This is a genomic window from Bernardetia sp., assembly GCF_020630935.1.
Lineage (GTDB): Bacteria > Bacteroidota > Bacteroidia > Cytophagales > Bernardetiaceae > Bernardetia.
Genome location: NZ_JAHDIG010000030.1, coordinates 16,042 through 40,872 on the forward strand (window position 1 = coordinate 16,042; position 24,831 = coordinate 40,872).

Sequence of the window (24,831 nt, forward strand, 5' to 3'; positions counted from 1 at the left end):
TTAACGTATAAATACAACATCAAAATGGCAAAAACATCAGACAAAAAGACAATAAAAACACAAGCCAAAAAAGGAGAGGCAAGCGAAGTTCAAGAAATCAATCCAGATATTGAAGCTGGTGCAGAACAGTTCTACAAAACTGTTGAGGCTGACCGTTTGCAACAAAGCATTTTGGAAGTTAGTGAAAACAAAGGTCTTAGAAATGCTATTTTTGGTATTTTAGGATTGGTAGCCGTTGCAGTAGTAGGTCTTTTTGGTTATCAGTGGTATGTAGAAAAACAAGAAGTAAAAGCACAAAAAGAGCTTTTCCCAGCACAGTTTTACTTTGAAAAAGATTCTTTGAATGCAGCTCTTAAAGGCGATGCTTCAACAACTTCTGGAGTTGAGAAAATTGCAGATGACTATTCTATAACAAAAGCAGGCGATTTGGCTGCTTTTTATGAAGGAGTTGCTTACTTGAAAGAAGGAAAGTTCAATGAAGCGATTGAAAGCCTCAAACAATTTAGCGCAGATGATTATTTGGTTCAAGCAAGAGCTTATTCTTTGATTGGTGATGCGTATATGGAGCTTGAAAATGCAGATGAAGCAATTACGTATTACAAAAAAGCTGCTAATCATTATCCAAATGATGTTTTTACGCCAGAATATTTAATGAAATTAGCTTTAGCGTACGAAGTGAAAAATGATTTTGCTATGGCTGCACAGGCTTATGAAACTATCATAGAAAACCACAAAAAGTCAGATATGGTAAACAAAGCAAAACGTGCATTAGGACGTGCTGAAAGTATGAAAAAGAAAGCTGCTTAAGCTCTATTAAAACACGAGTTTAGAAAAAGTAAAAACCGTCTTTCAAAATTTTTTGAAAGACGGTTTTTTATATTTTACAATCTCTGCATCAATATTTCCATTTGTTCTTTTTTCCAACTAGCAAAATCTCCAGCCAAAATGTGTTTTCTAGCTTCTCCAACCAAATATAGATAGAAGGCTAAATTATGTGTAGAGGCAATGTAAGCTCCCAAAATTTCATTGGCTCTGTTGAGGTGTCTTAGATAGGCTTTTGAAAATGTATTACTTACATAACAATCAAAACCATCATCCAAAACACTAAAATCTTTCTCCCATTTCTTGTTTTTTATATTGATGATTCCTTTTGTAGTAAAGAGCATTCCATTTCTTGCATTACGTGTAGGCATCACACAATCAAACATATCTACGCCAAGTCCTATTCCTTCTAAAATATTGGCTGGCGTTCCTACTCCCATCAAATAACGAGGTTTATCTTTCGGTAAAATATCACAAACAAGCTCTGTAAACTCATACATTTTCTCTGCTGGCTCGCCTACTGAAAGTCCTCCAATAGCGTTTCCTTCACGGTCTTGTTCGGCTACAAATTCAGCAGAAGCCCTACGCAAATCTCTGTACGTACTTCCCTGTACGATAGGAAAAAGTGTTTGGTCGTAGCCATATTTTCCTTCCGTAGAATCAAAACGATCGATACAGCGTTTGAGCCAACGATGCGTCATTTCCATTGATTTTTTTGCATAGTCATAATCAGAAGGATAAGGAGGACACTCATCAAAAGCCATAATAATGTCAGCACCAATGCTGCGCTGAATGTCCATTACATATTCAGGTGTGAAATTTAGCTTTGAGCCATCTATATGCGATTTAAAAACAACGCCTTCTTCTTTTATCTTACGCATCTGTCCCAAAGAATACACTTGATAGCCTCCACTATCTGTAAGAATGGGTCTGTCCCAGTTCATAAACTTGTGCAATCCTCCTGCTGCTTCCAATATTTCTGTATTCGGACGCAAATACAAATGATAGGTGTTTCCTAAAATAATCTGTGCTTTTACCTGTTCTTTTAAGGCTTCTGGTGGTACACCTTTTACTGTTCCCAGTGTTCCGACAGGCATAAAAATAGGAGTCTGTATTTTTCCGTGTGCAGTGGTAATTGTGCCCGCTCTTGCAGAACTGTTTTGGTCAGTGGTGTGGAGTTCGAAGTTCATTTATTTTTAGTGATAAATTATTAACTATTAGTGATTAGTGAAATACTATTTGATTTTTGACTTCATTGTTTTGATGCTACTTGTAATTATTTTTAAGAGTTCAGTTGCATCAAAATTTAAACTTTCAAATTCTTCATTTTTTATAAAGTCAGTTTCTTTCAAAAGCTCAAGCCAGTAAAGTGTCTCATTGATTTCTTTTTGTGAGATAGAAAGTTTATGTATAAAGTCTAGGTTACTTTGAGCAAATTCGGCTTCTCTTACGTTAGCTCCTACTGATGTTCCACTTCTTAAAATTTGCTTAGACAAAACATATTCTTTTTGGCTAATAGTTAAGTATTTGTATAAATTTACAATCCGAACAGCAAAATGAAAACTTTTTTTCTTTAAAACACCTTTACTCATATTTTGTACTTTAGTTTTTTACAAAATTAAATAAAACAATCAATACCTAAAAGAATTTATCACTAATCACTAATCACTAATCACTAATCACTAATCACTAATCACTAATCACTAATCACTAATCACTAATCACTAATCATGGACTTCCTCCCCCCAGAACTTTTGCCAGCATTAGAAAACTATGCACTCAACCATTCTCAAGACGAATTATCTGTTTTGAAAGAATTAGATCGACAAACTCACTTGAGAGCCAACAAACCTCGTATGCTTTCAGGACACTTGCAAGGAAATTTTTTGCAACTAATTTCTAGGCTTATGCAGCCTAAGCGTATTTTAGAAATTGGAACTTATACAGGGTATTCAGCCATTTGTCTAGCACAAGGACTTGCAGAAGGTGGAACTTTACATACCATTGACAACAATCCAGAGCAAGAAGCCATTACAAGAGAGTTTATAGAAAAAGCAAATTTGAAAGACAAAGTAAAACTGTATTTAGGAAATGCTGCTGAAATTATACCTACTATTTTATCAGATAATGAAGAGTGGGATATGGTTTTTGTGGATGCAGATAAGGAAAATTATAGCTTGTATTACGATTTAGTTTTTGATAAGGTCAGAAAGGGAGGAATTATCATTGCCGATAATGTGCTTTGGAGTGGAAAGGTTTTGAAAGAGCCTTCAGAGCTAAAGAAAAATGACAAAAGCACGAGAGCATTGTTAGAATACAATCAGAAAATTCATCAAGACGAGCGAGTTTTTCATACACTTTTGCCTTTGCGTGATGGACTGATGATGGCAATAAAAGAATAGAGAAAGGCTAACATTTTATTGAAAGTACACGTACTAGGTAATACCAACTACTAAAACTTATCTATCACTAAATTCTCTTTATGCCAACTAAACTTCCTACTCAGCCTAAGTGTCTGAATTGTAATTACGAAGTAAAACAAGAAAATAAATACTGCCCCAAATGTGGACAAGAAAATGCTAACAAACGCATTTCTATTGCAATGCTGTTGCAAGATGCTTTTGCAACAGCATTTAATTTTGAATCAAGGGTATTTAAAACAATTCCATTGTTTTTATTCTACCCTGGGAAACTAACCAAACAGTTTTTAGAGGGAAAGCGAGTGTGTTATATGCACCCTTTCAAAATTTATCTACTTTCTAGTATTCTTTTTTTCTTTGTAATTATTAAGCTCTTTACACCCAGTATTGAGAATGCTATTCGAAACTTAGACACGAAGGTTAATAGTACGAATATGGACATTACAATGAATGACTCTACTGTGGCTAGTAATGAGGACAACAGTACTGTTAAAAGTGTTCAAGAAGATTTTGAAGAGGGATGGAATATGCATGACAAGGAAAAAAATACCTCAAGTGATTCTATTTCTAAAGAGTTAGAACTTCAGATTGCTCAAAAACAAAAAGTTATTCAAGATTCAATTTCTAAAATCATTGCAAATTTTAATAAAGGAAAATTAAAAAATCAAAATGTCAATGTTGATTCTTTAGAGAATTTGCTACAAGATAGTGCCATGCTCTCTAACGCAATTTTACTTGCTAGTAGAGAAACAAAAAAGAAACAAGGTGCATTACGTAGGTTCTTTAGGTTGATTAAAGACAGAAACATGACGCCAAATGCTCTTTTAGATTCTTTAAATACCGAAAGTAAGAAGGAAATAAATATTCAGATTGCCGAACAGCTTTTAAAAATAGGAAGAAATGACCCTGCCATTTTCTTAGCTGATATAGTTAATAATATTGGTACACTAATGTTCTTTACACTTCCAATACTAGCTTTCTTTTTTGTGCCTTTTTATATCCGAAGAAATAAGTATTATATAGACCATCTTATCTTTACTCTCCATTTACAAGCCTTTACATTTGTAATTCTGACGTTGGCAGCCATATTTTTTCATTGGAGTATTTATTTTATGGTTATAGTTTTATGTTTGATATTGATTATTTATGTTTGGATTGCTTTTAAAAGAGTCTATCAGCAAGGGTTTTTCAAAACTACCATCAAAGCCAGTATGATTTCGTTTTTGTATGCCCTAACGTTAGCTTTTATGCTTATCATAAACCTTTTATATTCATTTTTTATGTTCTAAAATTCATCTTCAAACTCCATTAAAAAAAGCTCGTAAGCAGAACTTAATTCTTGAAGTGATTTTAGAGTTACTTTATCTGCTTCTTTATTTTCTAATTTGGCTTTCTCAATCTGTTCTTGACAAGTTTTTATGCCTTTTAAATAGGTTTGATTCGCCTTTTCATAGTTTTCTAAGTGCGTGTAAAGTTCAGCAGCGTGATAGTAAGTAGGAATATACTCTGAGTAATTTTGAAGTAAATTTTCAAAGTATTCTAAGGCTTTTTGAACGTCTGTTTTGAGATATTCGGTAGCAAGAGCATATAGTAAAAATGTGTCGTTGGGTTCTTTTTCTAAAAAGCTTAAAAGTTGTGTTAGTCTGTCCATTCTGTATTATCAAGTATTATTTTTGTATCTTGAATTAAGAAATAAAGCTACACAAAATTTGAAAAAATATAGCGATGAAAAAAATTATCTATGTAGATATGGATGATGTTCTTTGTGATTATAAAGCAGCTTTTACAAAGGCAATTGAAAAAAATCCAGAGATTCAGTATCCACAAAGTCAATTTGATTTTTTTAGGAAACTAAAACCCATAACTGGCAGCATTGAAGCTATAGAATTTCTTAGGAAACAAGATATTTTTGAAGTTTATATTCTGACTGCTCCCTCACTATTCAACCCTATTAGTTATTTAGAAAAAAGACTTTGGATAGAAGACCATTTGGGATTCGAATTTGTGGAAAAACTTATTATTTCTCCCAACAAAGGACTTTTGAAAGGAGATTATTTGATAGATGATATTACAGAAGGAAAAGGACAGGAAGGTTTTGAGGGAACATTACTACATTTTGGCAAAGAAAAATATCCAAACTGGAAAAGTATTATTCATTATTTTACTACAACATATTCTATTTGAGACGATTTAAGAACTTGAATAACATTTAATCAATAATCAAAAATGCAAAGAGAAAAAGATTATCTAAAGAAAAAAATAGACAAACTTGCCGTAGTGTTGGCAGAACTTTTAGCCAAGGTAACTAAAAATGAGGTTGCTTTTACAAAAGATGAATTTTCTAATGAATTTGACCAAATTTTGGAAGAACAAACTACCATAAACCTCCAAACGATTTTGGAAATGGGAGAAGAAAATTTTTTAAAAAATCTACAAGAAAAAAATGAGTTTACGCCCAAGCAACTTCATGTCTTGACAGATGTATTGTATCAATATTACCTCAATTTTGGAAATGTAAATCATCTAAATAAGAAAATTGTTGCGCTCTACGAATCTTGCATTACAGAAGGAATTGCGCTTTCATTGGAGCAGTACAAACTCATAGAAAAATTAAAAGCTATGTAGCACACTCTTCAGAGTGTGAAAAAACAAAACTATGGAAAACGCAAAATCAATAACACAAAAATGGCTAGAAGAATGGATTTTGAATCTCAATCTATGTCCCTTTGCCCATTCAGTTTATAAAAATAATCAAATTCGCTTTGAGGTAGAAGAAAGTAATGACTTTAAAAAGTGTGTAGAAAAGGCTGTAACTGAAATAGAATCATTACAAAAAAATGAATTTGAAAATGACATTGATACAACACTTCTTATTTTTCCACATAATTTTATCAATGTTGAGACAACAGAAGAAACCGAAGAAAATCAGTCATTCAACGACTTTTTGGATTTTGTAGCTCTTTTGGATTTGTATTTGGAACAAAATAATTTGGAAGGTGAGTTTCAACTGGTGGCTTTTCATCCTAATTATATTTTTGAAGGGGAAGAAAAAGACTCTAAAAGTCATTACACCAATCGTTCGCCATATCCAATGTTGCATATTTTGAAGGAAGAGAGCGTAACAAAAGCTATAGAAAGTTATGGAAATATAGACGCTATTCCTCAAAAGAACATAGAGAAATTAGAAAAAATGGATGAAAAAGATTTTGAGTGGTTGCAATCTTTCCAAAAATAGTTTAAACAAATCAAATACAGCAGTTTATTATTCTGTTCAAATTTTGTATCTTTGTAGTGCAATTTTATAGTGGAAAAGTTCAATAATTTGATTTTTTAAAATATTGCTTTTCATTCGTAATTTTTAATTAATCAATTCGTAATTCAAAAATGTACGGTTCTTCCTCTTCTCGTTCTCCTTTTGCTCAACTAGACTGGCTAACAATACTTTTATTTTTTGGTCTTTTGTCGTGGGGATGGATTAGTATTTATGCAGCCATTTATGATGCTGAAAAAACTTATACCATCACTCAATTTTTGTTTAAAACGAATGCAGGAAAACAGATTGTTTGGATTGGACTAGCTACGCTTTTGGCTTTTGTCTTGACACTTTTAGATGTTCGGCTTTTTGCTTCGGTTTCCCCCTTTTTCTACATAGGAACGATGGCTCTGCTTGTAGGAGTTTTACTTTTTGGAAGAGAAGTCGCAGGCTCTAAGTCGTGGTTTGATTTTGGTGGTATTCGCTTCCAACCTGCCGAACTAGCCAAAGTAGGAACTGCTCTAATGATAGCCTTTTTCTTAGGAAATAAGCGTGTGAGTGCTGAAAAATGGAGATATATTGGTGTTTTGATGGTCATTATTGGTATTCCTGCCGTCTTGACAATTCTGCAAGGTGATACAGGCTCGGCAATGGTTTTTGCTAGTTTTTTTATCGTATTTTACCGTGAAGGACTTCCTTCTTTCATTATGGTGATTGGACTTTCAGCCATAATACTTTTGGTGGCAACGCTTGTTATGCTTTCCGATTTGTGGGGATTGATGCAAAGAATAATTGTTGCTGGAGGAACGATTTTATTAGTTATTCAACTTGTAGATTTTTTGAGAAGACGAACAGAAGACCGTCCAAAATGGTATGTTTTTGTGATAGAAGTAGGTTTAAATGTTGCTTTGCTTACCATGCCGTGGTGGCTTCCTGTACAAGAATATGAAGCAGAAAAAAATACAGCTCTTATCAAATCTGAATCTTTCAAACAAAACTTAATGTGGTTAGGAGGAATTTTTGGAATTTGGCTCATTATAAAGGGAATTTTTTCACTTACAGTAGATAAAAAATACAAACCGATTTGGCTTACAGGCTTTATTGTAATGGCGACAGTAGCGATTGTGGGAGGACTAGACTTTTTTGTAAAAGATGTTTTGAAAGAATATCAGCGCAAAAGATTGGAGGTTTTGGTCGACCCAACACAAGGAAAACAAGATTTTGGTTGGCAAGTCTATAACTCAAAAAGTGCTATCAGTTCTGGAGGGCTTACTGGAAAAGGATTTTTAGAGGGAACTCATACAAAACTCAATTACGTTCCTGACCAAAGTACAGATTTTATTTATTGTACCATCGGTGAAGAACAAGGCTGGGTCGGAAGTTTTGGTGTTTTGGTGTTGTTTGTTTTGTTATTCTTTAGGCTTATCCACGTAGCTGAACGGCAAAAATCTAAATTTTCTAGGGTGTATGCTTATGGTGTAGTTTCTATTTTATTTTATCATTTTGTCGTCAATATTGGAATGACTATCGGACTTTTTCCTGTAATTGGTATTCCGTTGCCATTTTTTAGTTATGGAGGTTCATCGCTTTGGGGCTTTACTTTGCTACTTTTTATTTTGGTAAAACTAGATATGCACCGTAAGACAGAAGTGAAGATAGACTAATTTTCAGTTACCAGTAAACAGTTATCAGTTGCCAGTACATAAAATTATTCGCCCAATATATAATCAGTTTAAAATGGCAAATACTATTTCAAATGATAATGTTAGAGAGAGGGACTATTTGAATATGAGTAATAGTTTAACAGGTATTTTTATAGATACACTTTGTCTTGCTGGCAGTGATATTGCAAAAGAAGAATATCAGAAAGATATAATGATTTGGTTTGCTCAAAGAGATTGGTCATTATTAGGTTTGGGTATTATAGGTTTTGATATAACAGAAATCATTTGGGATAAATCTTTATTTCAGCACCAAAAAAAGTTTATCCTTAAGGTGATAGAAAGAGCTCTAGAAAAGGCAAATTGGAATCAGTTGAGTTATGAACCAAGAGAAGATTGGATAATGAGTAGTTTAAAGACATTTAAGAGAATGATTGAAGAGTTCAATTTAGAGCATATTGAAAAGGAAGAAATATTTGAAATAATACCTTTTGGAAATAAATATCAAAAATGTGAAAAACATCAAATTTATCTTCACATTGAAGGCTGTGTAATTTGTAACAACGAGTAAAAGCTAGATTAATGAATTATATCAATTAATCACTAAACATTAATCACTAAAAAACTTGAAACTTACTATTATTACCGTTGTCCGAAATGCAAAAGACCTTTTTTTGCAAACTTTTGAGTCTGTCAAGAATCAGACGTATCAGAATATAGAATATGTTGTCATTGATGGAAATTCTACTGACGGAACAAAACAGCTCATCGAAGAAAACCAAGAACATATCACAACGTGGATAAGTGAGAAAGATAAAAGCCTGTATGATGCAATGAACAAAGGTTTGCAGAGAAGTACGGGCGATTTTGTTTGGTTTTTGCACGCTGGAGATACGATTCCTAACTATGATACAGTAGAGAATGTAGTGAATGAAATAATTATAAATAAATCTGAAAATCAAAGCAAAGAAGTTTTTCAGAATTTAGATTTCATATATGGAGAAGTGAAAATTAAGCATTTGGATAATTCGTTTTCAAACTATCACAAAGAAGCTCCTACCGAAGAAAAACTAACAAAACGAGGCTACAAAAACTTTTTGGAAGGAATGGTAATTTGTCATCAAGGAATGTGGGTACGACGTGAAATTGCTCCTTTGTATGATTTAGAGTTTAGATTGGCTGGCGATATAGATTGGTCTATTCGTTTGTTTAAAGAAATAGAAAAGCGAAAAAAAAATAAACAGGAAATAAGAGTAAAGCGCACCGAAACTGTGGTTGTTCATTTTTTGGCTGGTGGAATTTCTACTTCACAGAAAAAAAATTCTCTCAAAGAACGCTTCAAAATCTTCCAAAAGCATATCGGTTTTATAGGGGCAATTTGGCAACACTTTGTTATTTTTGGAAAGCTGATTTTTAAATAAACTATTTGTCTATGAGTTCTAATTCAAATAAAGTTTCTTCTTTTGTTGGGGTTATACTCCTATTTTTAGTCATTGCCTTTACTATTTTCATAAACTTCTTTGCTAAAGAACCAGCCAAAGAAATAAAAACAGAGTCAGAAGTTATAGAAGAATATTTGGTTTTAGATTCTACAGTTTTAAGTCATCTTTGGAAGCTAGAAGGCTTACAAACTAAGTTTATAAATGTAAATCGTAATAAACAGAAGACACAAATACACATTAATAAAAATTTAGAAGTTATAAATAGAGATAATACTACTTATAGTCAAAGAAATAATTTCACAAAACAACCAGTTGATGAAATACATAGTAACAACGATGAAGATAATAGTATCAACTACGGTATATTAAATTTTATAAATTCTCATAATAAAGGTCGAATAAATGGCTTTACCGATTTCAGAGTGGAATATTATAACCTTCAATCTGCTGATGCTATCAAATTACGTAGAATAGGAAATACGATATTAGATTATCAAATAGATTCCATTATTACAGAATCTAAACTAGGAAACTTCACTCAAATCAAACTCAAAGATGGTAGAAGCGTTTTTCTAATGAAAAAAAATACTGAAATAAAGAATAGGTATTATAAACAAGTGGTGGAAAATGCAGAGTATTTAAATGATAGCACAAAAGTGATTTATCTCTACTAAACAAAAATTTAATATGAATTATTCATCAAAAGAAATTTCGTCTGCCGTTGGTGTTATCTTGCTGCTTTGCATCTTTATTTTTACTATTTACATCAATTTTGATACTGGCGAAAAAATAGAGGAAGTAAAAGAAGTAGAAAGTATAGAAGAGGAAAAAACAAAAGAAATTGCAGTAGAGCCATTAAAAAGACCAAAAACGATTTCTACAAGCTCTTTTTCAGAATCAGAACTAGCCAGTTTATGGAAATTGGAGAATATCCACACAGATTCTATTGTGGTAAATCACAGCGAAGACAAAACCTATATGAAGCTGCATAGGGAATTAGGATTTACAAACCATAATCCTTTTAGAGATTCTGTGTTGGTGGAAATAATAGGAAAGGACAGAATGGAAGAGTTGTATAAAGATTTTTCACCTTCAAGATACACAATTTACAATGGCATTATATCTTTTCAGATGGCACACGCATCTTTTCAAGATTTTTCTATAGAACACGCAGAAGTGGAAGACTTCAAACCAGCAATGAAAGAAATCGCTACCTTGATGATAGATTACCAAATTGAATCCCTTACGACTTCATCAGAACTAGGGAATTTTACCAAAATAGTCTTGAAAGACGGAAGGGAAATTTTTTTGATAAAAAAAGATGCTGAAATAGTAGAGCAGTCTTACCAAGAAATCATAGAAAACGCTATTTTTCTAAACGATAGCACAAAAATAGTTTATCCATAATTCAAATTGTCGTTTAGGCTTCTTGCCGTTTGTATAATTCTAATTATCCATTAATTTAGATTTTGCTTTTATCCAAAAAACATCGTTCTTGATAGAGAAACAAAAAATGACTTCTATGGATAAAGATTTTGAGAAAATAGTAGAGCTAATTACACAATCTAAAAATAAAACCTATTCCATCATAAATAAGGCTTTGGTAGAACTCTACTGGAAAGTGGGAGAATTTATCTATCTCAAAACACAAAATACTGAGTGGGGAAAAGGAACAGTCAAAGAACTAGCCAATTATATTTCTGAAAAAGAACCTAAGTTGAGAGGTTTTACAGCAAGTAACTTATGGAGAATGAAGCAGTTTTATGAAGAATATTCTCAAAATGAAAAACTCGCACCACTGGTGCGAGAAATTAGCTGGACAAATAATCTACTCATTTTATCTAAAACAAAAACAGTAGAAGAGAAAGAGTTTTACCTCAAAAAATGTCTGCAAGAAAGATACAGTAAACGAGAACTAGCAAGGCAGATTGATAGTGCTTATTTTGAGAGAACAATGTTGAGCAACACGCAAAGTAGCATTACAGCAGAAGAGCTTTATCCACGCATAAAAGAAGTTTTTTTAGACAATTATGTAGTGGAATTTCTCAATCTGAAAGATGATTTTTCTGAATATGACTTACAAAAATCTATATTAAAACATCTCAAAAAATTTGTATTGGAGTTTGGAAAAGATTTTTTACTCATCGATGAAGAATACAAAATACAGGTAGGAAATCAAGATTTTTATATTGATTTACTGTTTTTTCATAGGGAATTGCGCTGTTTGGTGGCAATAGAACTTAAAATCACAGACTTCAAACCAGAATATTTAGGTAAGATGAATTTTTATTTGGAAGCCTTAGATAGAGAAGTGAAAAAAGACCACGAAAATCCAAGTGTAGGAATTATTCTTTGCAAGACTAAAGATAGCGAAGTAGTAGAATATGCGTTAAGTCGCAATCTTTCGCCTACCTTAGTTTCAGAATATGAAACCAAGCTATTAGATAAAAAGATATTACAACAAAAACTCCATGAGCTTTTTGAGAATGAGTAAAAGAATCTAAAAAGGCTGTAATATAACCTTCGTTTACGGTTGAAAAATACATTATCTTCGCTCGCTTTCAGGTCTTAAACAACTTCTTTATTTAGAATACTTATCACACAATAAAAAAAAATCAGATAATAAATAAATTCATTATCTGATTTTTTTATGAATCAATTTTAAAAAAAGCTATTTATTCTTCTGTATTCTTAGCTTTTTGTTTCTTGATTTTGATAGTTAGCTCTGCTTCTCCTTCTTTATGGTCAGCAAGAAGTGTGTCGCCTTCCTGCACTTCTCCCTTCAAGAGCTCTTCGGCTACTGGGTCTTCCAAGTATTTCTGAATAGCTCTGTTGAGAGGTCTTGCTCCATATTGTTGGTCAAAACCTTTCTCTGATAAGAAATCTTTAGCTGACTCTGTTAGCTTAATCTCATATCCGAGAAGTTTGATTCTGTGGAAGAGTTTGTCTAAAGAAATATCAATAATCTTATGAATATCTTCTCTTTCAAGCGAATTAAAGACAATCACATCATCCAAACGGTTCAAAAACTCTGGAGAAAATGCCTTTTTAAGAGCTTTTTGGATAGTGTTTTTCATTAGTTCTCCACTCATATCTTCTTTAGATTGTGTAGAAAAACCAACACCTGCACCAAAGTCTTTCAACTGACGAACTCCAATATTGGAAGTCATGATAATAATTGTATTTCTGAAATCTACTCTACGACCTAAGCCATCTGTAAGGATTCCATCATCCAATACTTGTAATAGAATATTGAAAACATCTGGATGTGCTTTTTCAATCTCATCAAGCAAGATAACACTATAAGGCTTGCGACGTACTTTTTCTGTAAGCTGTCCACCTTCTTCATATCCAACATATCCCGGAGGCGCACCAACCAAGCGAGAGATAGAGAATTTCTCCATATACTCACTCATATCAATACGAACAAGCGCATCTGGACGGTCAAATAAATAAGTTGCCAAAACCTTTGCAAGCTCTGTCTTACCTACACCTGTCGGACCAAGGAAAACAAACGAACCAATCGGTTTATTTGGATCTTTTAAGCCTACACGAGTACGTTGAATTGCTTTTGTCAGTTTTACAACAGCTTGGTCTTGTCCGATAACCTTTCCTGTCAAGGCTTCTTTCATTCCCAAAATTTTCTGTCCTTCGCTCTGCGTAATACGTTTTACTGGAATTCCTGTCATCATCGCAATTACTTCTCCAATATTATCTTCTGTAACTGGATAAGTCATTTTGCGTGTTTCGTGTTCCCACTTGTATTTTGCACGCTCCAATTTTTCAATGAGGCGTTTTTCTTTGTCTCTAAGCTGTGCAGCCTCTTCATATTTTTGACTTTTCACAACTTGATTTTTTTCTACTTTTACATCTTCAATGTCAGCTTCTAGCTTTGTAATTTCTTCTGGAACGTGAATGTTATTTATATGCACTCTTGCGCCAGCTTCATCCAAAACATCAATCGCCTTATCTGGCAAGAAACGGTCTGTAATATAACGTTCTGAAAGTGTTACACAAGCCTTAATAGCTTCTTCATCATATTTTACGTGATGATGATTTTCGTATTTATCTTTTACATTTTCTAAAATCTGTATAGTTTCCTCTACATCAGTAGGTTCTACCATAACCATTTGGAAACGACGAGCCAATGCACCATCTTTCTCAATATACTGACGGTATTCGTCTAGTGTTGTTGCACCGATGCACTGTATTTCGCCACGAGCAAGTGCTGGCTTAAACATATTGGAAGCATCAAGAGAACCCGATGCACCACCTGCGCCAACAATCGTGTGAAGCTCATCAATAAAGAGAATAATATCTCTATTTTTTTCAAGCTCACTCATCACAGCTTTCATACGTTCCTCAAACTGTCCACGATATTTCGTGCCAGCTACAAGAGAGGCAAGGTCTAGCGTAACAACACGCTTACCAAATAAAATACGAGAAACTTTGCGCTGAACGATGCGAAGGGCTAATCCTTCTGCAATAGCTGTTTTACCTACCCCTGGTTCACCTATCAAGATAGGATTGTTTTTCTTACGACGAGAAAGGATTTGAGCTACACGCTCAATTTCTTTTTCACGCCCAATGATAGGGTCTAGCTTGTCGTCTTCAGCGAGCTTAGTAAGGTCTCTACCAAAGTTATCTAATACAGGAGTTCGTGATTTTTCAGTTGATTTTCCTTGAGAAGAACCTCCTCCAGAGGATTCTCTTCCACCACCGAAAATACGTCCTTCATCATCATCTTCTTCTGCGGCAGAAGTGATGGGTTTGTCGTTGTGATATTGGAGCATTTCTTTTACTACTTCGTAGGTTATGTTGAATTTTTCTAAAATATGAGTAGCAATACTATCCTCATCTCTCAAAATAGATAAAAGCAAATGTTCTGTTCCGATTAAATCAGCTTTAAAAATTTTCGCTTCCAAATATGTGATTTTCAAGACTTTCTCAGCCTGACGAGTAAGGGGAATATTGGCAAGATTTCGAACGTTGTAAGTGGCTGTTCCTTGTGAATGGCGTTCGATTTCGGCTTTAAGTTCCTCAATCGTAACTCCTAATTTTTTTAAAATATTGATGGCACTTCCTTCTCCCTCTCGTATCATTCCCAAAAGAAGATGTTCTGTACCTATATAATCATGTCCAAGCCTTAAAGCCTCTTCTCTAGCTAGAGAAATAACTTCTTTGACTCTGTCTGAAAATTTGGCTTCCATAAGCAGGTTGTATATTGATTTTGTAAAAATGTATCTTCAATTACCGTAAAAAGTATTTTTTATGAGTAATTATTTTTTGAGTTCTGTTTTATAAATAAGCAAAAAATATCTGTTATTTACAAGTTTAGAACGGCGTTAAGTGATAAAATGTTTAGTTGTAAATCTTGATAAGAAAATTCAATAACAAAATTATATTTTTCAATAGAATTAAATGTATTGAATTTCTTCCCTTTCAAATGATTATAATCCTTTCTTTTTTTAGAGTATTAAATTAATAATTTATCACTTATCATTAATCATTAAAAGCGCATTTGTTCCCTCATTGAAGAGTAAATCCAAAATACTCAAGTTATTTTCAAAAGTGGAATTTGTCAATTCTTGATTATCTTTTGGAGTATCACTATTTTCAAACTTATTGCCAAAGGTCTGATAGTAAGGCGTGTGTGAAAAAATGGCAGCTTTTTTTGGGGAAATAGTATTTCGTTTGTCTAAAATTTCGTTATCATACTGTTTTTCAAAAGATTCTGCTTTTTGTATTGCAATAGATACTCTTAGAAGTTTCTGACAGATAGTCAGAAGTTTGTAATTAAATTCCCAAAGCAAAGCAGGTGGATTCTGATAAATAGGTTCTAAAAAATCGGCATAATGAATAAAAAACGGACTTTTTCCATACGCAGATTTTATACTTTGCCAATGCTGCCTGTTCCAGTCAGTAGAATAATCTATTTTTACTTCTGTTATGGGAGTTCGCTGACTTCCCTTTTGAACAGGCACAGTGAGAGCTATTTTTCCATTTGCACCTAAAATATAGGTACGGTTTCGATAGCTTTGTTTGTTGTAGTTTTCGCTGGCTTCTAAAATAACTTCATCAGCCTCCAAGATAGTTTTCCAATAATCTAAACAAGGAAGATGATGAAGTTCTATGAGGATTTTTTTGTATAGCATACGCTTTAGCGTGTGTTTTTTACTGTTAGGTTTTAGTATTTTTTGGGATAATGAAATGGTGTTTACTTACAAAAATGAAGTTTTTGATGCGTTCACACACTACATTTATTTGCTAGATTTCATAATATCAGCAATATCGACAAAAGTTTCGCCACCTCCAGAAATAACAGGTAGTTTGCCGTCCCACTTTTCAATGGCTTTTAATCTCAAAAGTTCATCATCTAAAGATTGAACTAATAATTTTTGTGCGTCGGCTTGTGCTTGCGCCCTAACTCTTTCTTGCTCGCCTTCTGTACGGATACGCTCCAAATCATTTTTGGCAGTAAGTGCTTTTTGTTCTGCAATTTGCTTGAGTTCGATGGCAGAGTTAAATTCTTTTGAGAAATTAAAATCTACAATAGAAAAGTCTGTAACAATGATATTATTTTGAGCCAGTCGTTTCTTTATATATTCATATACATCATCTTTTACCTGTGGACGTTTTGTAATGAGTTCTTCGGCTGTATAGCGAGCAGCAGCCGACTTAATAGATTCTTGAATGACAGGTTCTATAATCGTTTTTTTATAGTTGAGTCCCAAATCTCTATAAATAATATTTGCTTTTTCTTTAGATAAAAAGAAGTTGAGAGCCACTTTCGAAGTAACAGGCTGCAAGTCTCTTGAAGAAGCTGAAGCATCGGCTTCCATTTTCTGAACACGCACATCAAGTTGAATAACGGTTGAAACAAATGGATTGACAGCGTGCATTCCCTCTGGGAGTAGAGTTTCTTGAACAGCTCCAAAGTTAGCTACTACTCCGACTTTTCCAGAATCAACTACAACAAATGTTCTGAATAAAAATACGACTGCAACAATGATGACTATAAAAGTACCTAACCCAATAAAAACTGTTTTTGGTGATACGGAAGATTTATTTCTTGAACTACTCATAATATAACGTAAGATTTGTGAAGGTAAATTTTTTGAGAAATATACTAGAAATCTAACGAAAAATAAATGGTTTGGGTTAGTTTGTTTGCATTTCGTCCTCTCAAAATGGCTTTTGGTGTAAAGTATTAAATGTTATCACGGTTAATTTTGTACACCAGTCTTCCAGACTGGTCTGTAAAATCCAAAACATAGGTTTTGGATTGAAATAAAGTCTTTTTAGTCTTTGTCGTCAGACTTCCAGTCTGACCTACGTAAATAACCGTGATAACCTTTATTAGATAAAGAAAATCAAAAAGTAGAATTTAGCCAAAGTTTATTCAATCACACACTATCATTTTACAATAATGAAGCATCTAAAATATATTTTAGCTTTTCTAATAACTGTTTTTTCTTTACACTATGTGTTCTCACAAAACATAGAAAACAGAAAAAGAGCTTACTCAAAACAGGGTTTTAGATAGGAAATAATATAGAAGTAGCGAAGATTTTACGTTTTAAAATAATTTATTCTAAAAAGTAAACGTTTTAACTAAAATTAAATAGGTAATTCGTTTCGTGCTAAAAATTTGTCCTACAAGTTTTTAATCTGTATTTTTAAAGCATAAATATCAATCCTACTATAAAAAACTAACTCTTATTCCCTTTTCGTGAAGTTTCTTTTTACCATAAAATCCAAGTTATTACTTTCTTTTTTGGTGTTTCTTTTTGCAACTATCACACTTGCAGCTATGCTGTTGTGGTATGATGCACAGATGCACCGTATTGAGAAACTCACTTCTACACTTTCTCAAATAGACTTGGATATTCGTCAAACCGACAAATTAGAGCGTGATTTTTTTAGCTCAGAAGCTCTCAATTTAGACTTTTATGAGACAGGCGATAGTTATTATGTACTTCAACACAGACAACTGACCACTAAACTTCGAAAAGATTTACTAGACCTCCGTACACATCCACTTATCCCTTCTGTTCAACTGCGCCACCGAATAGACACACTGCGTCGTTCGGTTATAAAATATGAAGTTACATTTGATGATTTGGTTACAAAAATATACCAAAGAGGATTTAAGAATCAAGGCTATGAAGGTAAAATGAGTGAGCATTTGGATTCACTACTTGAAACTCCTTTAGATAAATTATTACTTTACAAAATCAGACAAGCTGAACAGCGTTTTCTTCTTTACAAAGAGGAATCTCAAATAGAACAAGTAAATGCACTTCTGATAGAACTCAAAAGCCATATTGAAGACTTTACACAAAAAAACTATAGAAATATTGCAGAGCGAACAGAAAAAAGAACACAGTGGAAAGACTGGGCAAACAAATATGAAACGCTTTGGCGAAGACTGGCAGGAACAGAAAGAAAAATTGGATATAGAAGTCGTTTGGGGTTGAAGGGAAAACTCAATAAACTTTCCAACCAAATAGAAAGAGACATAGAAAGTATTAATAGAAAAGTACAAAAAGATAGTGAAGCTTTTAGAAAGCAAAGCCGAGAACGTCTAATTTGGGTAGTAAGTGCTAGTGTTTTGTTAAATCTAATTTTAGGATTATGGATGATACGAAAACTTGGAACGCCTATAAAACAAATTTCAGAAACTATTCATAATGTTATTGAAAATGACTTTTCAGCAGAATGGAAGCCTATTCCCATACGTCATAAAGATGAAATTGGAAGACTTTCAAGAGATGTAAACTTACTTGTCAGCAGAATTTTGGAACGCACAGCCGAAGTTTTTAGTCAGAATGAGGAATTGCAGGCACAAAAAGCAGAACTAGAACAACAAACTGAAGAAATTCTTGCTCAAAGAGATTTAGTAGAATCTCAAAACCAGTCTATATATGCTCAAAACGAATATTTAGAGGAACAACAGCAAAAAATTCAGCTTCAAAACAAAAATATTACAGCAAGTATCAATTATGCCAAGCGCATTCAGAATGCAATGCTCCCAAGCCAAAATCTTTTGGAAGAAATTCTACCTAAGTCTTTTGTGTATTTTAATCCTAGAGATATTGTAAGTGGTGATTTTTACTTTTTTGCAGAAAAAGATGACAAAATTGTCATTGCAGCCGTAGATTGTACAGGACACGGAGTTCCAGGGGCATTTATGTCTGTTATTGGAAATGATTTGCTTACTCAAATTGTAGTATGGAGAGGCATCACAGAAAGTAACATGATTCTTAATGAGCTTCATAATGGAATTGTTCAGACGCTAAAACAAGAAGAAACTGAAAACCGTGATGGTATGGATATGTCTCTTTGTGTTTTAGATAAAAACACGAATGAAATTCAGTTTTCGGGTGCAAAAAATTCTTTGCTTTATGTTATGCCGAACGGAAAAGTAAATCAAATTAAAGGTGACCGTTTGCATGTAGGAGGGGTTGCAAGACAAATAGAACGCAACTTCACAGCCCACACTCTAAAACTAGAGCAGGGAACTCGTTTTTATCTTCTTACTGACGGCTATTTAGACCAATTTGGAGGAAAACATAGTAAAAAATATTCTGCTAGACGTTTTCAAATATTTATAGAAAAAATACAGAAACATCATATCTACGAACTCAAGCACGAAGTAGAACGCAATTTTATTGAATGGAAAGGTAGCGAAAAGCAGATTGATGATGTGCTTGTAATTGGTTTTGAAATTTAATAGAATTCAAACTTATAATATTTTATTCTTTTTATCATTTTACCAAAATGAATAAAAATTAAGTAACCTACTGAAAATACATTTTATTTTCTTACATTAGAAAACGTTTTGGTGGTATCAATTATACTTTACTTTCTGATGATAATAAGAATATCCTTCCTTTTTCTACTTTTTTTTAGTTTAGTCTCTAATACCAAAGGACAACAATTAAAAATTTCATACTATGTAGATGCTTCGCATCAAATGACAATAGAAAAGGTAAATCAAGTACAGTTTGAGGAAGCAAAAACTAATCAGCTCAACTTTGCCAATACAAATGATGCCATTTGGATAAAGATACAACTACCACAAAATAATAAAAATACTCTTTTAGAAGTCGCCAACCCCTTACTTGATACACTTGATATTTATAGAAAAATAGAAGGAAAGTTTGAAAAAGAACGTTATGGTGTGTATCTCCCTTTCAGTAAAGGTGAATATGAAACTCGCACGTTTTTATTTGATGTAAATGATAGCGAAGTAATTTATCTAATGTGTAGTGGAAGATTTCCCCTAGAAATTCCAATCAATCTAACTAACCAAAAAGAGTTCAATAAAAACCAAACGGCTAGTAATTTTTTCTTTGGAGCATACTTTGGGATTTTGTTCGCCCTTTTTATGTATAATTTCTTTTTACTCTTTTCTGTCAGAGAGAAAGTTTATATTTATTATTTGGGTTATTTAGTATTTGTGGGCTTATTTTATGCAATGCTTACAGGATATGCACAAGCATTTTTATTTCCTAATCAGACAAAATTCAATTCTTATTTAGTTACTATTTTATCTGTAGGAATGGTTTTTATCATAGAGTTTTGTTCCCAATATTTAAAAGTGAAAGAAAATAGTAAGAAAAATTATTGGGTATCTAAGTTCATAGTATTTTTATGCTTGATTTTAGGTTTAGCTGATGTATTTTTAGATAATGTCGTTTTAATTGCTTTATCTCAAGTGTTGAGCTTAATTATTAGCCTGTACCTTATTTTACTAGGCATTTATCTACTTATTTTTAAGAAACAAAAACAAGCAAGAATCTACGTATTGGCTTGGACAGGATACTTAACAGGCATTTCATTACTTATTTTACAAATCAATGGAGCAATACCTTCCAATTTTATTACTAAAAATGCCATTTTTATAGGTTCTGCTACTGAAGTTATTTTATTTTCTATTGCACTAGCTATGCGAATAAATAAATACAGAAAAGAAAAAGCTATTGCTCAGAAAAACGAACTCAAACAGCTTAAATTAAATCAAGACCTAATAAAAAATCAAAAAGAAGAATTACAACAAAAAGTGGAGGAGCGCACCATTGAGCTAAAAGATACTGTGGAAGAGCTAGAAACATCTTTGAGTATAATTACTACTCAAAACGATAAAATAACTCGCCTGCACGAGGGTGTAACGTCTAGTATTAACTATGCAAAGCGTATTCAGCAAGCACTTTTACCTTTTGAAAAACGTATGGCTGAATCAATGAAAAACCATTTTGTATTATATATGCCAAGAGATATTGTTTCAGGCGATTTTTATTGGTTTTCAGATTTGGGAGATAAGATAATTGCCATTCAATCAGATTGTACAGGACACGGCGTTCCAGGAGCATTTATGTCTGTTATTGGTATTAATATATTAGAAGAAATAGTCAATATGAAAAAAATTACAGACCCAAGTCAGATTCTTACAGAAGTGGATAATTTAGTAAGATACTCTTTAAAACAATCAGAAAACCAAGGACAAGACGGAATGGATATGAGTATCGTTTGTCTGTATAAAAATGAGCGTAAAATAGAACTTGCAGGAGCAATGAATTCTGTCTATTTGATTGAAAATGGAGAAATACAGAGAATAAAAGGTGACAAGTTTAGCATTGGAGGTTGGAGAAATCAAGGGAATAAAACTTTTACAACTCATACTATTTTTCCAAAAAACACAATATATATCTATCAAACCACAGATGGCTATCAAGACCAGTTTGGAGGAGTAAAAAACAAGAAATTTGGTTCAAAGCGTTTGACAAAAACTTTTTTAGAAATTCATCAACAACCTATGAAAAAACAAGAAGAGTTTTTAAGAACTACCATAACAAACTGGATGGAAGAGGCTGAGGAAACACAGATAGATGATATTTCTATTTTTGGATTGGAATATTAGAAATTCAAGATATTTCGTTGTAAATACACAAAAAATCCCTTTCTACAAAAAATTGTAAAAAGGGATTTTCTAACTATGAGAAATACAGTAGTTAATTAATCATTTATAATTAACAACTAATCATTATTTAGTATTTCTTCGGTTTTTTAGGCTTACGAAGAGGCTGTGCTTCTTGCTGTGGTTGAGGATTGTTAGCTTCCTCTTCCATTTCTTTTAAGTATTGAGCCATTTCCTCTTTGTCTGCATACTGTTGAGCATATTTTTCTTTTCTTTGTTCCATTGCCTTACGCTCATTTTCAATAGCATTTTTAGAATATAAGTCTAAAACTAAAGGAGTTGCAACAAAAACAGAAGAGTATGTACCCACAATTACACCGATAAGGAGAGCAAAAGAAAACCCTTTGAGAGCTTCTCCACCAAAAATAAACAATATCAAGACTACTAAAAGCGTCGTTACAGAAGTGATGAGCGTTCTACTAAGTGTTTGGTTTACAGCACCATTGATAGTTTCTTGTAGGCTTTCTTCTACTCTTTCATTAAGAGCTTCACGAATACGGTCAAATACAACTACGGTATCATTGAGTGAGTAACCAATTACAGTCAAGATAGCTGCGATAAATACTTGGTCAATCTCTACAGCAAACCCTAAAAGATAAGCAATTGCAAAGAATGAAATTACAATCAAACTATCATGTGTAAGGGCAGCCACAGCACCAGCACCGAAACGCCAGTTGCTAAAACGAACTGAAATATAACCAAACATCAAAATCAACGCTACAATAACAGCCGTACGAGCCGAATCTGCAATATCGTCTGCAATCGTTGCACCTACTTTTGATGTACTTACAACTTCTGGACTAAGAGCAGTGTATTTGTCTCCCAAACTAGCCATAATCTCACCTTGAATTTGCTCATCTGCATCAGTAGATTCTTCTTCCGAACGGTAACTTGTAGTAATTTTTACTTTGTCATCTCCATCATAGCTTTTTACTTCTACTGATGTATTGAGTTTTTGCTCAATGCTTGCTTCAATTTCAGAAGGAGTTACACTTTGAGAAAATGCTACTACATACGAGCGTCCACCTGTGAAATCTACACCCATATTTAATCCATTTACAAACAAAACAACTACACCAACAGCAATCACAACACCAGAAAGAACATAACCTATTTTACGCTTGCCCATAAAGTTAATGTTCGTATTTGCCAACATGCTCTTAGTAAATGGAGTAGAGAAAGACATATTGCTCTCATCTCCTTTACGGCTCATTAAGTAAATAATCAGACGACTGATATAAACAGCAGTAAAGAATGAACAAACAATACCAATCATTAGAGTTACTGCAAAACCTTTGATAGGACCAGCTCCCAAAACATAAAGTACAACCGAAGTGATAAGTGTTGTTACATTGGCATCAATGATAGTAATCAAAGCTCGTTGGAAACCATCTTCAATAGAAGCCATCAAACCTTTTCCTAGTGCGAGTTCTTCACGGATTCTTTCAAAGATAAGAACGTTGGCATCTACTGACATACCGATTGTGAGTACGATACCTGCAATACCTGGAAGTGTAAGGGCAGCACCAAGCTGAGCCAAAAGACCAAAGATGAAGAAGATGTTAGCTACAAGAGCCACGTTAGCCACAATACCAGCCTTAGCATAGTAGATAATCATAAACAAGACTACCAAGCCAAGTCCAACCAAGATAGAAATAATACCTTGAGATTGTGCAGCAGCACCCAAAGAAGGTCCTACAACAGCTTCTTCTACGATACGAGTTGGAGCAGGAAGTTTACCAGCTTTCAAAATGTTAGCTAAGTCTTTTGCTTCATCTACTGTAAAACTACCAGAGATAGATGAGCGTCCACCACCAATTTCTTCATTTACATTAGGAGCAGAATACACATAGTCATCCAAAACAATAGCAATCTGACGACCTACATTTTTTCCTGTTAGGTTTTTCCAAAGACGTGCGCCTTCTCCGTTCATTGCTAAAGAAACCTCAACTTGTCCGTTTGGATTGATGTCTTGACGAGCATCTGTTACAACTTCTCCTGTCATTGGAGCTTTTCCACCTACTGCTGTCTTGATAACGTGTAACGTGTAGAATGCTTTTCCGTCTGCTTCTACATCTGGTTTTACACTCCAGAAGAATTTCATATCTTTAGGAATAACAGATTTTACGTCTGGGTCATTCAATATCTGATTGATAGAAGCTGTATCTAATGCCTCATACGTGAGTGTAAAGTAGTTTTGACTGATTGGAACAAGTTTTTCGAAAAGAGGAGAAACTTGTTGATTTTGAGTAGTATCTGTATCAGCTAAAGAATCTTCAATTTTAGAAGAATCACCTTCATTTGCAGCTATATCAGTACTGTCATTTGTGTCCATTATCAAATCGTCTCCTGTGCTTGCTGTATTTGTAGTATCTTGAAGAGTCAAATCATCTGTATTTGGAGTCTCAACCTTCTCCATACGATTTTCTACCCAAAATGTATTGATTTGAGTAAGAACTTGTTGATATTCTTGTGGCTGATATACTTCCCAAAACTCTAATTTTGCAACACCTTGCAATAAATCACGTACACGTTCTGCATTATTCACACCTGGTAATTCTACTTGAATACGGCTTGTTCCTTCAATAAGCTGAACATTTGGTTGAGTTACTCCAAACTTATCTACACGAGTACGAATGATTTCGAAAGCTCTTTGAACCGAACCATCTACTTCTGAACGGATAAAATCTTCTACTTCTTTATCTGAAGAACGGAAATTGATTTTTCCACTGTTTGCAGAAGTAGCAAAAACGTCTTTGAGTTTGCCTTCTCCAGCTTTCGCTTGGTAAGCATCAAAGAAAAGTTCTACATAACGGTCTTGGCTAGAAGCCTGTTGTTTGTTGGCTTCTGCAAGAGCTGCCAAAAAGTCTTCGTTTTGGCTATTGTTAGAAAGAGACTTCAAAATATCTACTGGAGAAACCTCAAGTGTTACGTGCATACCACCTTGAAGGTCAAGTCCTAAATTGAGTTCTTTTTCTTTTACTTCTTGATAAGTAAAATCAAAAATTGGATAAACAGGCTGTGACCACATAGAGTCTAAATACTGTTTTTTGAGTTGTTCATCACCTTGAGCATATTCGGCTGCCTCACTCTCTATATTGTTAGAAACAAGTGTAAAAGAGAGAGAAAACAAGCACAAAACAGCAAAAAGGATAGCAAGGAATATAATAAAACCTCTGTTTTGCATGATTTTAATTAATTACGAATTACAAATTAAAAATTACGAATACAGTTGGCATAGCCAATTATA

21 protein-coding genes are annotated in these 24,831 nt (G+C 33.5%); 14 read left to right on the forward strand and 7 right to left on the reverse strand.

The genetic code is table 11. The annotated features are described in order from the left end of the window. The first annotated feature begins 24 nt into the window (after positions 1-24). Entirely contained in the window at positions 25-807 is a 783-nt protein-coding gene (locus QZ659_RS09980; protein WP_291725582.1) for a tetratricopeptide repeat protein, read from the forward strand. Between the two features lie 74 nt (positions 808-881). Here the strand turns inward: QZ659_RS09980 and tgt are convergent, their stop codons facing one another. Both tgt and QZ659_RS09990 read right to left on the reverse strand, forming a co-directional pair. Beyond that, positions 882-2,012 (reverse strand): tRNA guanosine(34) transglycosylase Tgt, encoded by a 1,131-nt coding sequence (tgt, locus tag QZ659_RS09985; RefSeq protein ID WP_291725584.1) that lies wholly within the window; start codon positions 2,010-2,012, stop codon positions 882-884. 45 nt (positions 2,013-2,057) lie between these two features. After that, positions 2,058-2,414: a four helix bundle protein gene (locus QZ659_RS09990; protein WP_291725586.1), complete on the reverse strand. Its 357-nt coding sequence runs from the start codon at positions 2,412-2,414 to the stop codon at positions 2,058-2,060. 138 nt (positions 2,415-2,552) lie between these two features. Between QZ659_RS09990 and QZ659_RS09995 the strand changes: the two genes are divergently transcribed. Together QZ659_RS09995 and QZ659_RS10000 are read left to right on the forward strand one after the other, a co-directional pair. Continuing rightward, on the forward strand, positions 2,553-3,224 hold the full coding sequence (locus tag QZ659_RS09995; RefSeq protein ID WP_291725588.1) for an O-methyltransferase: 672 nt from the start codon (positions 2,553-2,555) through the stop codon (positions 3,222-3,224). 80 nt (positions 3,225-3,304) lie between these two features. After that, a complete protein-coding gene (locus QZ659_RS10000) occupies positions 3,305-4,531 on the forward strand; it encodes a DUF3667 domain-containing protein (protein ID WP_291725590.1) in 1,227 nt (408 codons plus the stop codon). Here QZ659_RS10000 and QZ659_RS10005 read toward each other — a convergent pair. Beyond that, complete coding sequence (locus QZ659_RS10005; protein WP_291725592.1) at positions 4,528-4,893, reverse strand: tetratricopeptide repeat protein; 366 nt, start codon at positions 4,891-4,893, stop codon at positions 4,528-4,530. The genes QZ659_RS10000 and QZ659_RS10005 overlap by 4 nt on opposite strands. A gap of 74 nt (positions 4,894-4,967) precedes the next feature. Between QZ659_RS10005 and QZ659_RS10010 the strand changes: the two genes are divergently transcribed. The 9 genes from QZ659_RS10010 (at position 4,968) to QZ659_RS10050 (ending at position 12,092) form a co-directional block, all read left to right on the forward strand. Beyond that, positions 4,968-5,426, forward strand: a complete 459-nt coding sequence (locus QZ659_RS10010) for a 5' nucleotidase, NT5C type (RefSeq protein WP_291725594.1) — start codon at positions 4,968-4,970, stop codon at positions 5,424-5,426. 42 nt (positions 5,427-5,468) lie between these two features. Beyond that, positions 5,469-5,867, forward strand: coding sequence for a hypothetical protein (locus QZ659_RS10015; RefSeq protein ID WP_291725596.1), 399 nt, complete (start codon positions 5,469-5,471; stop codon positions 5,865-5,867). Between the two features lie 31 nt (positions 5,868-5,898). Then, positions 5,899-6,477, forward strand: coding sequence for a DUF1415 domain-containing protein (locus QZ659_RS10020; protein ID WP_291725598.1), 579 nt, complete (start codon positions 5,899-5,901; stop codon positions 6,475-6,477). A 149-nt stretch (positions 6,478-6,626) separates the two neighbouring features. After that, complete coding sequence (gene rodA, locus QZ659_RS10025; protein WP_291725600.1) at positions 6,627-8,159, forward strand: rod shape-determining protein RodA; 1,533 nt, start codon at positions 6,627-6,629, stop codon at positions 8,157-8,159. 73 nt (positions 8,160-8,232) lie between these two features. Next, entirely contained in the window at positions 8,233-8,727 is a 495-nt protein-coding gene (locus QZ659_RS10030; RefSeq protein WP_291725602.1) for a hypothetical protein, read from the forward strand. 55 nt (positions 8,728-8,782) lie between these two features. Next, positions 8,783-9,577, forward strand: coding sequence for a glycosyltransferase family 2 protein (locus tag QZ659_RS10035; RefSeq protein WP_291725604.1), 795 nt, complete (start codon positions 8,783-8,785; stop codon positions 9,575-9,577). Between the two features lie 11 nt (positions 9,578-9,588). Further along, complete coding sequence (locus QZ659_RS10040) at positions 9,589-10,272, forward strand: hypothetical protein (RefSeq protein ID WP_291725605.1); 684 nt, start codon at positions 9,589-9,591, stop codon at positions 10,270-10,272. A gap of 13 nt (positions 10,273-10,285) precedes the next feature. After that, on the forward strand, positions 10,286-11,005 hold the full coding sequence (locus QZ659_RS10045) for a hypothetical protein (RefSeq protein ID WP_291725607.1): 720 nt from the start codon (positions 10,286-10,288) through the stop codon (positions 11,003-11,005). 115 nt (positions 11,006-11,120) lie between these two features. After that, positions 11,121-12,092, forward strand: a complete 972-nt coding sequence (locus tag QZ659_RS10050; protein ID WP_291725609.1) for a PDDEXK nuclease domain-containing protein — start codon at positions 11,121-11,123, stop codon at positions 12,090-12,092. A 181-nt stretch (positions 12,093-12,273) separates the two neighbouring features. On the opposite strand, the gene QZ659_RS10055 is transcribed toward QZ659_RS10050, so the two are convergent. The 3 genes from QZ659_RS10055 to QZ659_RS10065 form a co-directional block, all read right to left on the reverse strand. Beyond that, positions 12,274-14,808: an ATP-dependent Clp protease ATP-binding subunit gene (locus tag QZ659_RS10055; RefSeq protein WP_291725611.1), complete on the reverse strand. Its 2,535-nt coding sequence runs from the start codon at positions 14,806-14,808 to the stop codon at positions 12,274-12,276. 282 nt (positions 14,809-15,090) lie between these two features. After that, positions 15,091-15,753 carry a WbqC family protein gene (locus QZ659_RS10060; protein ID WP_291725613.1) on the reverse strand — a complete coding sequence of 221 codons (663 nt, stop codon included), beginning with the start codon at positions 15,751-15,753 and terminating at the stop codon, positions 15,091-15,093. A 105-nt stretch (positions 15,754-15,858) separates the two neighbouring features. After that, positions 15,859-16,683: a prohibitin family protein gene (locus tag QZ659_RS10065; RefSeq protein ID WP_291725615.1), complete on the reverse strand. Its 825-nt coding sequence runs from the start codon at positions 16,681-16,683 to the stop codon at positions 15,859-15,861. A gap of 695 nt (positions 16,684-17,378) precedes the next feature. Here QZ659_RS10065 and QZ659_RS10070 point away from each other — a divergent pair. Both QZ659_RS10070 and QZ659_RS10075 read left to right on the forward strand, forming a co-directional pair. After that, entirely contained in the window at positions 17,379-19,334 is a 1,956-nt protein-coding gene (locus tag QZ659_RS10070; RefSeq protein ID WP_291725648.1) for a SpoIIE family protein phosphatase, read from the forward strand. A 138-nt stretch (positions 19,335-19,472) separates the two neighbouring features. Then, entirely contained in the window at positions 19,473-21,524 is a 2,052-nt protein-coding gene (locus tag QZ659_RS10075) for a 7TM diverse intracellular signaling domain-containing protein (RefSeq protein ID WP_291725617.1), read from the forward strand. A gap of 127 nt (positions 21,525-21,651) precedes the next feature. On the opposite strand, the gene secDF is transcribed toward QZ659_RS10075, so the two are convergent. Then, entirely contained in the window at positions 21,652-24,768 is a 3,117-nt protein-coding gene (secDF, locus tag QZ659_RS10080) for a protein translocase subunit SecDF (protein ID WP_291725619.1), read from the reverse strand. Positions 24,769-24,831: the final 63 nt, after the last annotated feature.

Bases quoted from the DNA above. Each gene is read 5' to 3' on its own strand.
- QZ659_RS10030 (WP_291725602.1), top strand. From the start codon at position 8,233: ATGGCAAATACTATTTCAAATGATAATGTTAGAGAGAGGGACTATTTG.
- QZ659_RS10065 (WP_291725615.1), bottom strand. From the start codon at position 16,683: ATGAGTAGTTCAAGAAATAAATCTTCCGTATCACCAAAAACAGTTTTT.
- QZ659_RS10060 (WP_291725613.1), bottom strand. From the start codon at position 15,753: ATGCTATACAAAAAAATCCTCATAGAACTTCATCATCTTCCTTGTTTA.
- QZ659_RS10075 (WP_291725617.1), top strand. From the start codon at position 19,473: ATGATAATAAGAATATCCTTCCTTTTTCTACTTTTTTTTAGTTTAGTC.
- secDF (WP_291725619.1), bottom strand. From the start codon at position 24,768: ATGCAAAACAGAGGTTTTATTATATTCCTTGCTATCCTTTTTGCTGTT.
- QZ659_RS10015 (WP_291725596.1), top strand. From the start codon at position 5,469: ATGCAAAGAGAAAAAGATTATCTAAAGAAAAAAATAGACAAACTTGCC.
- QZ659_RS10045 (WP_291725607.1), top strand. From the start codon at position 10,286: ATGAATTATTCATCAAAAGAAATTTCGTCTGCCGTTGGTGTTATCTTG.
- tgt (WP_291725584.1), bottom strand. From the start codon at position 2,012: ATGAACTTCGAACTCCACACCACTGACCAAAACAGTTCTGCAAGAGCG.
- QZ659_RS10040 (WP_291725605.1), top strand. From the start codon at position 9,589: ATGAGTTCTAATTCAAATAAAGTTTCTTCTTTTGTTGGGGTTATACTC.
- QZ659_RS10005 (WP_291725592.1), bottom strand. From the start codon at position 4,893: ATGGACAGACTAACACAACTTTTAAGCTTTTTAGAAAAAGAACCCAAC.
- QZ659_RS09995 (WP_291725588.1), top strand. From the start codon at position 2,553: ATGGACTTCCTCCCCCCAGAACTTTTGCCAGCATTAGAAAACTATGCA.
- QZ659_RS10055 (WP_291725611.1), bottom strand. From the start codon at position 14,808: ATGGAAGCCAAATTTTCAGACAGAGTCAAAGAAGTTATTTCTCTAGCT.
- QZ659_RS10010 (WP_291725594.1), top strand. From the start codon at position 4,968: ATGAAAAAAATTATCTATGTAGATATGGATGATGTTCTTTGTGATTAT.
- QZ659_RS10050 (WP_291725609.1), top strand. From the start codon at position 11,121: ATGGATAAAGATTTTGAGAAAATAGTAGAGCTAATTACACAATCTAAA.
- QZ659_RS09980 (WP_291725582.1), top strand. From the start codon at position 25: ATGGCAAAAACATCAGACAAAAAGACAATAAAAACACAAGCCAAAAAA.
- QZ659_RS10020 (WP_291725598.1), top strand. From the start codon at position 5,899: ATGGAAAACGCAAAATCAATAACACAAAAATGGCTAGAAGAATGGATT.
- rodA (WP_291725600.1), top strand. From the start codon at position 6,627: ATGTACGGTTCTTCCTCTTCTCGTTCTCCTTTTGCTCAACTAGACTGG.
- QZ659_RS09990 (WP_291725586.1), bottom strand. From the start codon at position 2,414: ATGAGTAAAGGTGTTTTAAAGAAAAAAAGTTTTCATTTTGCTGTTCGG.
- QZ659_RS10000 (WP_291725590.1), top strand. From the start codon at position 3,305: ATGCCAACTAAACTTCCTACTCAGCCTAAGTGTCTGAATTGTAATTAC.